The 12084-nt window shown below is 67.9% G+C and carries 11 protein-coding genes; 10 read left to right on the top strand and 1 reads right to left on the bottom strand.

Annotated elements, in window-relative coordinates:
- Positions 1-35: 35 nt before the first annotated feature.
- Together E3O57_RS04485 and E3O57_RS04480 are read left to right on the top strand one after the other, a co-directional pair.
- On the top strand, positions 36-4937 hold the full coding sequence (locus E3O57_RS04485; protein ID WP_103480085.1) for a DEAD/DEAH box helicase: 4902 nt from the start codon (positions 36-38) through the stop codon (positions 4935-4937).
- Complete coding sequence (locus E3O57_RS04480) at positions 4930-5769, top strand: DNA-formamidopyrimidine glycosylase family protein (RefSeq protein ID WP_103480084.1); 840 nt, start codon at positions 4930-4932, stop codon at positions 5767-5769. Before E3O57_RS04485 ends, E3O57_RS04480 begins: the two co-directional genes overlap by 8 nt.
- Positions 5770-5851: 82 nt before the next feature.
- Here the strand turns inward: E3O57_RS04480 and E3O57_RS04475 are convergent, their stop codons facing one another.
- A complete protein-coding gene (locus E3O57_RS04475; protein WP_103429550.1) occupies positions 5852-6202 on the bottom strand; it encodes a DUF1844 domain-containing protein in 351 nt (116 codons plus the stop codon).
- A 294-nt stretch (positions 6203-6496) separates the two neighbouring features.
- On the opposite strand from E3O57_RS04475, the gene infC reads away from it, so the two are divergent.
- From infC to E3O57_RS04435, 8 genes are all read left to right on the top strand, one after another.
- Positions 6497-7081, top strand: coding sequence for a translation initiation factor IF-3 (infC, locus tag E3O57_RS04470; protein WP_084020755.1), 585 nt, complete (start codon positions 6497-6499; stop codon positions 7079-7081).
- Positions 7074-7268 carry a 50S ribosomal protein L35 gene (rpmI, locus tag E3O57_RS04465; protein WP_066594389.1) on the top strand — a complete coding sequence of 65 codons (195 nt, stop codon included), beginning with the start codon at positions 7074-7076 and terminating at the stop codon, positions 7266-7268. Before infC ends, rpmI begins: the two co-directional genes overlap by 8 nt.
- Positions 7269-7295: 27 nt before the next feature.
- The gene (gene rplT / locus E3O57_RS04460) at positions 7296-7682 is read left to right on the top strand and encodes a 50S ribosomal protein L20 (protein ID WP_088455742.1); all 387 of its coding nucleotides are present in this window, start codon (positions 7296-7298) and stop codon (positions 7680-7682) included.
- A 107-nt stretch (positions 7683-7789) separates the two neighbouring features.
- Entirely contained in the window at positions 7790-8590 is an 801-nt protein-coding gene (locus E3O57_RS04455; RefSeq protein ID WP_103480083.1) for an RNA methyltransferase, read from the top strand.
- A 160-nt stretch (positions 8591-8750) separates the two neighbouring features.
- Complete coding sequence (locus E3O57_RS04450; RefSeq protein WP_174776253.1) at positions 8751-9479, top strand: amino acid ABC transporter ATP-binding protein; 729 nt, start codon at positions 8751-8753, stop codon at positions 9477-9479.
- A gap of 57 nt (positions 9480-9536) precedes the next feature.
- Entirely contained in the window at positions 9537-10385 is an 849-nt protein-coding gene (locus tag E3O57_RS04445; RefSeq protein WP_241980196.1) for a glutamate ABC transporter substrate-binding protein, read from the top strand.
- A 113-nt stretch (positions 10386-10498) separates the two neighbouring features.
- Positions 10499-11146, top strand: a complete 648-nt coding sequence (locus E3O57_RS04440) for an amino acid ABC transporter permease (RefSeq protein ID WP_088455746.1) — start codon at positions 10499-10501, stop codon at positions 11144-11146.
- Positions 11143-12066 carry an amino acid ABC transporter permease gene (locus E3O57_RS04435; RefSeq protein ID WP_103480082.1) on the top strand — a complete coding sequence of 308 codons (924 nt, stop codon included), beginning with the start codon at positions 11143-11145 and terminating at the stop codon, positions 12064-12066. Before E3O57_RS04440 ends, E3O57_RS04435 begins: the two co-directional genes overlap by 4 nt.
- The last annotated feature ends 18 nt before the right edge of the window (positions 12067-12084 follow it).

The raw sequence follows: 12084 nt of genomic DNA, 5'->3' as shown, positions 1-12084 counted from the left end.
GAGCCGATGTCGGGGGTATCGGTAAGGATGGGTAGATGACGGAGATCCTCCAGCGCCTCTCACCGGCCACCCGCACCTGGTTCTCCGGCGCGTTCGATGCGCCCACCGAGGCCCAGCTCGGCGCCTGGGACGCCATCTCCCGCGGATCGCACACCCTCGTCGTCGCCCCCACCGGGTCGGGCAAGACCCTGGCCGCGTTCCTCTGGGCCCTCGACAAGCTGTACTCGACCTCCACGACACCGGTTGAACAGGATGCGGCCGCCGCGCCCACTGGCACCCGGGTGCTGTACATCTCGCCGCTGAAGGCTCTCGGCGTTGACGTGGAACGCAACCTGCGCGCCCCGTTGGTGGGCATCGGCCAGGCCGCCGAACGGCTGGGCCTGGCGCCGGTGCGGGTGACCGTTGGCGTGCGCAGCGGCGACACCCCCGCCGCGGACCGCCGGGCGCTCGTGAAGACACCGCCAGAGATCCTCATCACCACCCCCGAATCGCTCTTCCTGATGCTCACGTCCGCCGCCCGCGAGTCCCTGCGCGGCGTCGACACCGTCATCATCGACGAGATCCACGCCGTCGCGGCCAGCAAGCGCGGCGCCCACCTCGCCGTGTCCCTCGAACGCCTCGACGCGCTCCTGGCCACCCCCGCGCAGCGGATCGGCCTGTCCGCCACGGTGCGGCCGGCGTCTGAGGTGGCCCGGTTCCTCGGCGGTCAAGCACCCGTGGAGATCGTGGCGCCCAAGAACGAGAAGCGGTTCGACCTGCGCGTCGTGGTGCCCGTGGACGACATGACCCAGCTCGGCGCCGTGCCCGCCTCGGAGGGCGCCACCTCCGCCGCGGCCCCGCAGACCGGGTCGATCTGGCCGCACGTGGAAGAAGCCATCGTGGACGCCGTGCTCGCGCACTCCTCCTCGATCGTGTTCGCCAACTCCCGCCGCCTGGCCGAACGGCTCACCGCCCGGTTCAACGAGATCTACAGTGAGCGGCTCGCCGCGGCCGAGGAGGCCGAGCTGGTGCTCGCGGGCGGCCCGGACGCCGGGGGAGCGGCCGGTGCCCAGGCCGGCGCAGCATCCGCTGCCCGAACGACCGCCACCGCACCGCCACCGCGGCCGCCCGCCGAGCTGATGGGCGGCAGCGGCCAGACCGAAGGTGCCGAGCTGCTCCTCGCCCGCGCCCACCACGGCTCGGTCAGCAAGGAACAGCGGGCCATGATCGAGGACGACCTCAAGTCCGGCCGGCTGCGTTGCGTGGTGGCCACGTCGAGCCTGGAACTCGGCATCGACATGGGCGAGGTCGACCTGGTCGTGCAGGTGGAATCGCCGCCGTCGGTGGCCAGCGGCCTGCAACGCGTGGGCCGGGCCGGCCACCAGGTCGGCGAGGTGTCCAGGGGCATCATCTTCCCCAAGCACCGGGCCGACCTCATCCACGCCACCGTCGCCGCCGAGCGGATGGTGTCGGGCATGATCGAGTCGCTGCAGGTGCCCGCGAACCCCCTCGACATCCTCGCCCAGCAGACCATCGCCGCCGTCGCGCTCGAACCCATCGACGCCGAGGAATGGTTCGACGCCGTACGGCGCAGCGCCCCGTTCGCCACCCTGCCCCGCTCCGCCTACGAGGCCACCCTCGACCTGCTCGCCGGACGCTACCCGTCCGATCAGTTCGCCGAACTGCGCCCACGGATCATCTGGGACCGCGACACCGGCCTGCTCACCGGCCGGCCCGGCGCACAGCGCCTGGCCGTCACCAGCGGCGGCACCATCCCCGACCGTGGCCTGTTCGGAGTCTTCATGGTCGGCGGCGACCAGCCCACCGGCCGCCGGGTCGGCGAGCTCGATGAGGAGATGGTCTACGAGTCCCGCGTCGGTGACGTCTTCGCGCTCGGCGCCACGAGTTGGCGCATCCAGGAGATCACCCACGACAGGGTGCTCGTGCTGCCCGCGTTCGGCGAACCGGGCCGGCTGCCGTTCTGGAAGGGCGACGGCCTGGGCCGGCCCGCCGAGCTTGGCGCGGCCATCGGCGCGTTCCTCCGCGAGGTGTCCGCGCTCACGCCCGCGAAGGCCCGAGCCCGCTGCCTGGCCGTCGGCCTCGACGAACGGGCGGTCACCAACCTGCTGGTCTTCCTCGACGAGCAGCGTGCAGCCACCCGCTACCTGCCCACTGACCAGACCCTGGTCGTCGAGAGGTTCCGCGACGAGCTCGGCGACTGGAGAGTCATCCTGCACTCACCGTTCGGCCTCACCGTGCACGCCCCGTGGGCCCTGGCGGTCGGCGCGCGGGTGCGGGAACGCTTCGGCATCGACGGCGCCTGCGTCGCCAGCGACGACGGCATCGTCGTGCGCATCCCCGACACCGAGGCCGAACCGCCCGGCGCCGACCTCTTCGTCTTCGACCCCGACGAACTCGAGCAATTGGTCACCGACGAGGTCGGCGGCTCCGCCCTGTTCGCCTCCAGGTTCAGGGAGTGCGCCGCCCGGGCGCTGCTGCTGCCCCGGTACCGGCCGGGCAGCCGCTCACCGCTCTGGCAGCAACGCCAGAAAGCCGCCCAGCTGCTCGACGTGGCGCGCGAATACCCGTCGTTCCCGATCATCCTCGAAACCATCCGCGAATGCCTGCAGGATGTCTACGACCTGCCCGCCCTCGTGGCCCTGGCCAAGCAGGTGGCCAGCCGCGCCATCCGCCTGGTGGAGACCAGCACCGACTCGGCCAGCCCGTTCGCCAACGCCCTGCTCTTCGGTTACGTCGCGGCGTTCATGTACGAGGGCGACTCGCCGCTGGCCGAACGCCGGGCCACCGCCCTCTCGATCGACTCCGGCCTGCTCGCCGAACTGCTCGGGCGGGTGGAACTGCGGGAGCTGCTCGATCCCGTCGTGATCGACCGTACCGACGCGGAGCTGCAGCGCGTGGCCCCCGACCGCCGGGCCAAGGGCCTGGAGGGCGTGGCCGACCTGCTCCGCGGGCTCGGCCCGCTCACCGTGGCCGAGGTCGCCGCCCGACTGCAAGCCGCGACCGGCGTGGCCGAACGGAGCGAGCCGGCGGATGCGGTCGGTGAGTCGGAGTCCGACGGCGCCTCCGCCCCGCCCGCAGCCGGCGAGGCCGAGGCGCGTGCACACCTGGATGCGCTCACCGCCGCGCGCCGCGCCCTCAGGGTGGGCATCGCCGGCGAGGAGCGCTGGGCGGTGATCGAGGACGCCGGCCGGCTGCGTGACGCCCTCGGCGTTCCGCTGGCACCGGGCATCCCGGAGGCCTTCACCGAAAGTGTGAAAGACCCGCTCGGCGACCTGGTCAGCCGGTACGCCCGCACCCACGGCCCGTTCACCACCGCCGATGTCGCCGCCAGATTCGGGTTCGGCACGGCCATCGCCTTGGGCGCCCTGCGCCGCCTGGCGGATGCCCGCAGGATCGTCGAGGGCGAGTTCCGCCCGCACGGCAGCGGCAGCGAATGGTGCGACGCCGAGGTGCTGCGGCGCCTGCGGCGACGCTCGCTCGCCGCGCTCCGACACGAGGTGGAGCCTGTCGACCAGGCCACCCTCGGTCGATTCCTGCCGGCCTGGCAGCACGTGGGTGGTAAGTTGCGTGGTGTCGACGGCGTGGTCTCCGTGATCGAACAGCTCGAGGGCGCTCGCATCCCGGCCTCCGCCTGGGAGACCCTGATCCTGCCCGCCCGGGTGAGCGACTACAACCCGGGCATGCTCGACGAACTCACCAACGCCGGCGAGGTGCTCTGGGCCGGCGCCGGAACGCTCGCCGGCAACGACGGTTGGGTGAGCCTGCATCTGGCCGACACCGCCCCGCTCACCCTGCCGGTGCCCACCGAGCTGGACACCACGGCGCTGCAGCGGGAGATCCTCGCCACGCTGGGCGGTGGCGGTGGTTACTTCTTCCGGCAGCTGGCCGATTCGGTCGGCAGCCAGGACGACGGTGCCCTCGTCGACGCGCTGTGGGACCTGGTCTGGTCCGGACTGGTGAGCAACGACACCTTCGCCCCGGTGCGCTCGCTGGTCTCCGGCGGCAAGACCGCGCACTCCACCCGCCGGGCCGCACCGCGCGCCCGGCTGCACCGCGGCCGCGCCCTGCCCCGGCCCAGCCTGCCCAGCCGGCAGGGCCCGCCCACGGTCTCCGGCCGCTGGTCGATCGTGCCCGTCGCCGACACCTCGGCCACCCGTCGCGCACACGCGTTGGGCGAGACCATGCTCGAACGCTACGGCGTGGTCACCCGCGGCGCCGTGATGGGCGAGAACGTGCTCGGCGGCTTCGCCCTGGTCTATAAGACCCTCAGCGGCTTCGAGGAGATGGGCCGCTGCCGCCGGGGCTACTTCGTGGAGGGCCTCGGCGCCTCCCAGTTCGCCACCGCCGGCACCATCGACCGGATGCGCGGCTACGTCGACCAGCGGGAACGCGCCGAACGCGGCGACAGGTCGGTATCCGCCGCGGTGACTCTCGCCGCCACCGACCCGGCCAACCCCTACGGCGCCGTGCTGCCCTGGCCGGCCCTGCCCGAGGGCACCGGTCACCGGCCCGGCCGGAAGGCCGGCGGCCTGGTGGTACTCGTCGACGGGCACCTGGTGCTCTACGTGGAGCGCGGCGGCAAGTCGATGCTGGTGTTCGATCCGGCCGCCGCCGTTGACGGCGAGACCGGCGAGACCGGTGCGGGTGCCACCGAAGACGCTCCCGCACCCGCCGCCGCCGCGACGCCGCGTTCGGCTCCGGCGACGGCACCTGCCTCCCGCGCGGCACCGGGCACAACGGGCACCCCACGACCGGCGGCATGCGAGACCGTGCTCGCGGCGACCCGGTCGCTGGCCGCGACCGTCACCGCCGGGCGGGTGCCCAAGCTCGCCGTGGAAACCGTGAACGCAGAGTTTGTGCTCGGCACCACCGTGGGCGACGCGTTGCGCGCCGCCGGCTTCACCGAGACGCCGAGGGGGCTGAGGCTCAGTGCCTGAGGGTGACACCGTCTACCGCAGCGCCCGCAGCCTCGATGACGCCCTGCACGGCGCCACCCTCACGCGCTGCGACATCCGGGTACCCGCCTTCGCCACCGTCGACCTGACCGGCCAGACCGTGCACGAGGTCATCAGCCGCGGCAAACACCTGGTGGCGCACGTGGGGGAGACCAGCATCCACTCGCACCTGAAGATGGAGGGCACCTGGCACCTCTACCGGCACGGCACCAAATGGCAGCGGCCCGCATTCCAGGCCCGCATCGTGCTGGAGACCGCGGACTGGGTGGCCGTGGGATTCGAGCTGGGCACCCTCGAGCTGTTTCCCACCCCGGAGGACGAGCAGCACCTCGGCTATCTCGGTCCCGACTTGCTCGGCCCGAACTGGGACGCCGCGGAGGCCGTGCGCCGGCTCCGCGCAGCCGGGGACAGCGCAGCCGGTGACAGCACGGCCGGAGACAGCACTGCCGAAGACAGTGCAGCGGGGGACCGGCCGGTGGCGGTCGCCCTCGGCGACCAGCGCAACCTCGCCGGGCTCGGCAATGTGTACGTCAACGAACTGTGTTTCCTGCGCGGGCTGCTGCCCACCCGGCCGATCGCCGAGGTCACCGATGTCGACGGCCTGGTCGCGCTGGCGCACCGGCTGATCACGGCCAACCGGGACCGTTCGGAGCGCACCACCACCGGCAACCTGCGCCGGGGCGCGCGCACCTTCGTCTACGGGCGCGAACGGCAGCCGTGCCGGCGCTGCGGCACAAGCATCCGCAGTGGCCGGCTGGGCCGCAGCGAACTCGAACAGCGGGTCACCTACTGGTGCCCGCGCTGCCAAACCTGAGCTAACTGTTGCCCGTCCGGACAATTGTGCCCGGCGCACCGGACGCACATGTCCGATTCGGCAACAGTTGCGGGGGAGGGAGCTAGTTGACCGGGCCGGTGAACTTCTCGCCGGGGCCCTGGCCGATCGGGTCCGGGATGCTCGACGCCTCGCGGAACGCCAGCTGCAACGACCGCAGCCCGTCGCGCAGGCTCCGCGCGTGCATGTCCGAGATATCGGGGGCGGATGCCGTGATCAGGCCGGCGAGGGCCGTGATCAACTTGCGCGCCTCATCCAGGTCGATCTGCGTGTCGGGGTCGTCGGCGAGGCCCACCTTGACCGCCGAGGCGCTCATCAGGTGCACCGCCGCGGTCGTGATGATCTCCACCGCCGCCACATCCGCGATGTCTCTCGTGGCCTGGCCGGACTGGTCCTGATCGTAATTGTCGCTCACTGGTTTCCTCTGCTATGCTTACCCGGGCTCCGAGATGAAAGTCTCGGTACGAAAGTGGATAATCTCCCACCCGCGCTTGACCGCTTCATAAAGGTTACCGGGTTGTTTGCACTCCGCCGTCGCTCGCTGGTTTCCAGCTTGCACGGTAGATAGGGTGCCGTACGTGGTTGATGAGTGACGGAACAAGGAAATGTTCCAGATCCCAGGAATTGCGCGCGCGATTGTCTCCTCTTCGTCTCCGGACGACATCCGTTGTCAGGCTGTAGCCACGATGCTTGAGTAGAGGAGAGACGCATCAGCGATCCCCGTACAAATGACCGTATCCGCGTCCCCGAAGTCCGTCTCGTTGGTCCCAACGGCGAACAGGTTGGGGTCGTGGCGATTGATGTCGCCCTGCGCCTGGCACAGGAGGCTGACCTCGATCTGGTCGAAGTAGCCCCCACGTCCAAGCCGCCGGTCGCGAAGATCATGGATTACGGCAAGTTCAAGTACGAAGCTGCGCAGAAGGCGAAAGAAGCCCGGCGCAACCAGGCGAACACGATCCTCAAAGAGGTTCGTTTCCGTCTCAAGATTGATAAGCACGACTACGAGACCAAGCGCAAGCGCGCCGAAGGCTTCCTGAAGGCCGGCGACAAGGTCAAGGCCATGATTCTGTTCCGTGGCCGTGAACAGTCCCGTCCCGATCAGGGTGTACGTCTGCTTCAGAGATTTGCCGAGGATGTCGCGGAATTCGGTTCTGTGGAATCGAGCCCGACCATCGACGGTCGAAACATGGTCATGGTGATTGGCCCGCTGAAGAACAAATCAGAGGCCAAGGCAGAGGCCAATGCACATAGAGCTGCAGATAAAGCAGCCAAACAGGAGGAAAAGAATGCCTAAGCAGAAGACCCACTCTGGGACAAAGAAGCGTTTCAAGGTCACTGGCTCCGGCAAGATCATGAAGCAGCAGGCCGGACTTCGCCACAACCTCGAGGTCAAGAGCACGCAGCGCAAGTCCCGCCTGAACCAGGACCAGGTTCTCGCCAAGGCCGACGTCAAGGCCATCAAGAAGCTTCTCGGCCACTAGGCCCCGTACCCCTAAAGGAATTAGAAAATGGCAAGAGTAAAGAGGGCCGTAAACGCCCACAAGAAGCGTCGCGTAATCCTTGAGCGCGCCCAGGGTTACCGCGGTCAGCGTTCACGCCTGTACCGCAAGGCCAAGGAGCAGGTCACTCACTCCCTCGTCTACAGCTACCGTGACCGTCGTGCACGCAAGGGTGACTTCCGTCGCCTGTGGATCCAGCGCATCAACGCTGCGTCCCGTGCGAACGGCCTGACCTACAACCGCCTCATCCAGGGCCTCGCCCTGGCCGGCATCCAGGTTGACCGTCGCATCCTCGCCGACCTCGCCGTCACCGAGCCCGCCACCTTCGCGGCCATCGTTGAGAGCGCCAAGGCAGCACTGCCCGCTGACACCTCCGCAGCCAAGGTTGCCAAGTAGTCACACCTGCTTGTTTCACGGGAGCGACCATCACTGATGGTCGCTCCCGTTTTGCGTACCCGGCGGCGCATTAGATGGCCGGGGTGCCCGGCACCTAAACTGAGTGCATGCTAGATAACCCCCGATCTCCTCGCGTGCGTGCCGTCGCGAAACTTGCGAACCGAGCCGCCCGCTCCGAGACGGGACTGTTCCTCCTCGAGGGTCCGCAGGCCGTCTCCGAAGCCCTCACCTTCCGCCCCGAACTCGTCGTGGAGTTGTACGCCACTCCCACGGCCCTCGAGCGCTACACCGAGATCGGCGATGCCGCGGTCGCCGCCGGCGTGGACGTGGAATTCGTCACCGAACAGGTGCTCGAGACGATGGCCGACACCGTCACCCCGCAGGGCTTCATCGCGGTGTGCCACCAGTTCCCCACCTCGATCAAGAAGATCTTCGCCAACGAGCCCAAGCTCATCGCCATCCTCGAAGAGGTGCGCGATCCCGGCAACGCCGGCACCATCATCCGGGCAGCGGATGCGGCGGGCGCCGACGCCGTGATCTTCACCGGCCGCAGCGTGGACCTGTACAACCCCAAGGTGGTGCGCTCCTCCACCGGTTCGATCTTCCACCTGCCCGTCGCCGTTGGCGTCACTCTCACCGATGTGCGTGAGCGGGCGAAGTTCGCCGGCATGCAGATCCTCGCCGCCGACATCAAGGGCGACGACCTGCTCGCGGCCCGCAATAGCGGCCTACTTGCCGGGCCCACCGCGTGGTTGTTCGGCAATGAGGCCCGCGGTCTCACCGAGGAAGACCTGGCCATGGCGGACCGTTCGATCAGCGTTCCCATCTACGGTCACGCGGAATCGATGAACCTGGCGACGGCCGCTTCGGTGTGTCTCTACGAAAGCGCGTTCTCGCACCGCCCTTAGCATCTTTCCCGGTCGGGCGTCTATTACGTTTGGGTTACCGACCGGGTTAAAGCTGCGGTAAAGGTGGTCGGTCTGGCAGCACGGGCCTAAGTTGGAGGGTATGGAGCCAACAGACGCATCACCGGCGACGTCCAACATCACCGTGCGCCGGGGCGAACCCCTGGTCGTCATGACGGACGTCAACAAGCACTACGGGGAACTGCACGTTCTGAAGAACATCAATGCCACCGTCACCCGAGGCGAGGTCGTGGTGGTCATCGGTCCCAGCGGCTCGGGCAAGTCCACCCTGTGCCGGGCCATCAACCGGCTCGAGACCATTGACTCCGGCTCGATCACCATCGACGGCATGGAACTGCCCGCCGAGGGCAAGGCCCTCGCCCATCTCCGGGCCGACGTGGGCATGGTATTCCAGGCGTTCAACCTCTTCGCGCACAAGACCGTGCTCGAGAACGTGACGCTCGGCCCCATCAAGGTGCGCGGCATGAGCAAGGCGGACGCCGAGAAGAAGGCCATGGCGTTGCTCGAACGCGTCGGGGTTGCCAACCAGGCCAAGAAGATGCCATCCCAGCTTTCCGGTGGCCAGCAGCAGCGTGTGGCCATCGCCCGGGCCCTGGCCATGGACCCCAAGGTGATCCTGCTCGACGAGCCCACCAGCGCGCTCGACCCCGAGATGATCAATGAGGTGCTCGAAGTGATGGTCAACCTCGCCAACGAGGGCATGACCATGATCGTCGTCACGCACGAGATGGGCTTCGCCCGGAAGGCCGCCGATCGGGTCATCTTCATGGCCGAGGGTGACATCGTCGAGGAAACCACCCCGGAGAAATTCTTCACCAACCCCCAGAGCACGAGAGCGAAGGACTTCCTCTCCAAAATACTTGCCCACTAATCTGTCGGCGAGACACACAGCACACAGGAGGAAACCATGAGACGCAACAAGGGTCTAATGATCTCAGCCATCGCTCTGGCCGGAGCGTTCGCGCTGAGCGGCTGCACCGATTCGGGCGCAAGCACGCCGTCCGCGGCACCCGTGGAAGAGGTGACCTTCGATGAGGGCACCACCATGGCGGCGCTGAACGAGGCCGGCGAGATCACCATCGGTACCAAGTTCGACCAGCCGCTCTTCGGCCTCAAGGGCCCGGATGGGGACCCGGTCGGCTTCGACGTCGAAATCGGCAAGCTCATCGCATCGAAGCTCGGCATTGAGGCGTCGGGCATCACCTGGACCGAGACCGTGTCCGCTAACCGCGAGCCGTTCATCCAGAACGGTGACGTCGACCTGGTCGTCGCCACCTACACGATCAACGACGCGCGCAAGGAAGTTGTCTCCTTCGCCGGCCCGTACTACGAGGCTGGACAGGATCTCCTCGTTCTCGCGGGTAACGAAGCTGACATCGCCGGACCGGAGGACCTCGCTGACAAGAAGGTTTGCACCGTGAGCGGTTCGACGTCGGAGAAGAACATCGCCGCGTACACGACCAACGTCATCGCGACCGACACCTACTCCAACTGCCTCGGCCCGCTGCGCAGCGGCGAGGTCGACGCAGTCACCACCGACAACGTGATCCTGGCCGGCCTCGCCGACCAGAACGCCGGTGAGTTCGAGGTTGTCGGCAACCCGTTCACCGCGGAGCCCTACGGCATCGGCCTGGCCAAGGACGACACCGAGTTCCGCAACTTCATCAACGACGTTCTTGAAGAAGCCTACGAGGACGGCACCTGGGCCGAGGCCTGGGAGGCCACCGCGGGCTCCGTGCTCGAAACGCCTGAGCCGCCGGCGGTCGACCGCTACTAGCACCACCGCACCGACCGATCGGGGTGGCCGCACCGGCCACCCCGATCGGCAGTTTTTCCGCTTTTGAAACACCCAGACCCAACTGAAGACCAACACAGAAGAGGAGGTGAGTCATGGACGCAGTCATCGAAAACCTGCCGCTCTTTCTGGAAGGCTTCCGGAACACGCTCGGGTTGCTGATTCTCTCCGGCATCGGCGCGCTCGTGCTCGGAACCATCGTCGCCGCCCTGCGAATCTCGCCCATCGCATCGTTCCGCGGATTTGCAACCGTCTACACCGAAATCGTGCGGAATACCCCGCTCACCCTCGTGCTGTTCTTCTGCGCCTTCATGCTGCCGTACCTGCAATTCTCGCCGGGCTACTTCCCCCTCGCCGTGATCGGGCTGACGGTCTATACCTCGCCGTTCATCGCCGAGGCGCTGCGCTCCGGCATTAACGGGGTCCCGGTCGGCCAGGCCGAGGCGGCACGCAGCGTCGGCCTCACCTTCGGACAGTCGTTGTCGTACGTGATCATGCCCCAGGCCATCCGCATGGTGATCCCGCCTCTGATCAACGTTCTCATCGCACTCACGAAGAACACCTCCGTCGCCGGCGCCTTCTTCGTCTTCGAGCTCTTCGGGGCAGCCCGCCGGGTCGTGAACGACCGCGGCGACGCCGTCATCGCGATCCTGCTCGCCGTGGCGTTCTTCTACCTGATCATCACGATCACGCTCGGGCAGATCGCCGCCCGGGTGGAAAAGAAAGTTGCGGTGCTGCGATGACCTCGGTCCTGTACGACGCTCCGGGGCCCAGGGCCCGCGCCCGTTCCAGAGTCATTTCCGTTGTCGGTATCGTGATCATCCTCGCGGGCCTGGCCCTGCTGGTGCTCGCCCTCGGCGCCCCCAAGCCCAACGCCAACGGCGCCGTGCAGCCCGGTCTCTGGGACCCGACCCGATGGGACGTCTTCACCGACGTCCAGGTGTGGCGATCGATCGGCGAGGGCGTGCTCGCCACGTTACGGATGGCCGGCGTCGCCGCCGTGATCGCACTGGTGCTTGGCGTCGTGTTCTCCTTCGCCCGCGCGGCCGACCACAAGGCCATCGCGATCCCGGCTGCGATCATCCTCGAGTTCGTCCGCGGGATGCCCGTCCTGCTGATGATGCTCTTCATCCTGCTGGTCTTTTCCAGCGGTCAATACTGGGCCGGTGTCGCAGCCCTCGGCCTGTACAACGGCGCAATCATCGGTGAGGCGCTCCGAGCGGGCATCCAGTCGCTGCCGCGCGGTCAACGCGAAGCCGGCCTCGCCATCGGCCTGACCCCGTTGTCGACCCGGTTCCGCATCGAGTTCCCGCAGGCGTTCCGTCAGATGCTGCCGATCATCATCGCGCAGCTCGTGGTGCTGCTCAAGGACACCTCGCTGGCCTTCGTCGTCGGCTACAGCGAACTGTTGCGCGTCGGCGCGCGCAACCTGCCGGACTACTTCGGTAACCGGTACTTCTTCTCCTTCTTCCTCGTAGTCCTCGTGATCTACCTGGCCATGAACCTGTCCCTGTCGTGGTTCGCGCGGTTCATCGCCCGGCGTTCAGGCCCCAAGTCAGGCAAACTGATCGGCCCCATGGCGCCGGAGCCGATTCCCGATAGCTCACTGAGTGCGGGTGCCGGTGTAGGTGCCGGTGCCGACGGCGGAGACTCCGGCCGCTGACCCGACCACGTTGTGCCC

It is taken from the genome of Cryobacterium sp. TMN-39-2, from assembly GCF_004402745.1.
Lineage (GTDB): Bacteria > Actinomycetota > Actinomycetes > Actinomycetales > Microbacteriaceae > Cryobacterium > Cryobacterium zongtaii.
Note: the sequence above shows the minus strand (reverse complement) of the source record. Positions and strands in the feature narration are given on the sequence as shown.